Raw genomic sequence first — 662 nt, forward strand, 5'->3', positions numbered from 1 at the left:
TGATGTTTGCCAGTTATTCCTTTGATGCCGCTTGCTGGGAAGTGTTTCAAACGCTGTTCTGCGGAGCCACGCTATATATACCGACATCGGAAACGATTTTAAACTATGGACAGTTCGAGCAGTACATGGCGAAACACCAAATTACGGCCGTGTTACTACCACCGACGTACGCGGTGTATCTAGAAGCAGAGCGAATGCCAGACCTGCGCATCCTGCTCACGGGGGGATCCGCGACATCGACAGACCTGGTAAACAAGTGGAAGCATCAAGTAGCCTACTACAACGCGTATGGTCCAACAGAGAATTCAATTGTCACGTCGATTTGGCCGGTGTCTGAGGACGCGAATGCGGAGGAACGGATTTCTATTGGACGTCCCGTACTGAATCACCGCGTCTATATCGTGGATGCACAAGGACATCTGGCGCCGGTGGGTGTAGCTGGAGAACTGTGTGTATCAGGTGTAGGACTGGCACGTGGATATCTGCATCGTCCCGAACTGACAGATGAGAAATTTATACCGAATTCGTTTACGGACGGAGAAGCCGGATATGAACGGATGTACCGGACAGGGGACTTGGCGAGATGGATGCCGGACGGGAACATCGAGCACCTGGGACGGATAGATCATCAAGTGAAAATCCGGGGCTACCGGATTGAACTG

1 protein-coding gene is annotated in these 662 nt (G+C 51.8%); it reads left to right on the plus strand.

Annotation, left to right across the window (positions count from 1 at the left end; genetic code table 11):
- Positions 1-662, plus strand: a 662-nt coding sequence (locus AC6EJC_RS26835; RefSeq protein ID WP_444956519.1) for an AMP-binding protein, incomplete at both ends; no start/stop codon positions are given.

The sequence above is a fragment of the Paenibacillus sp. TY11 genome, from assembly GCF_059772165.1.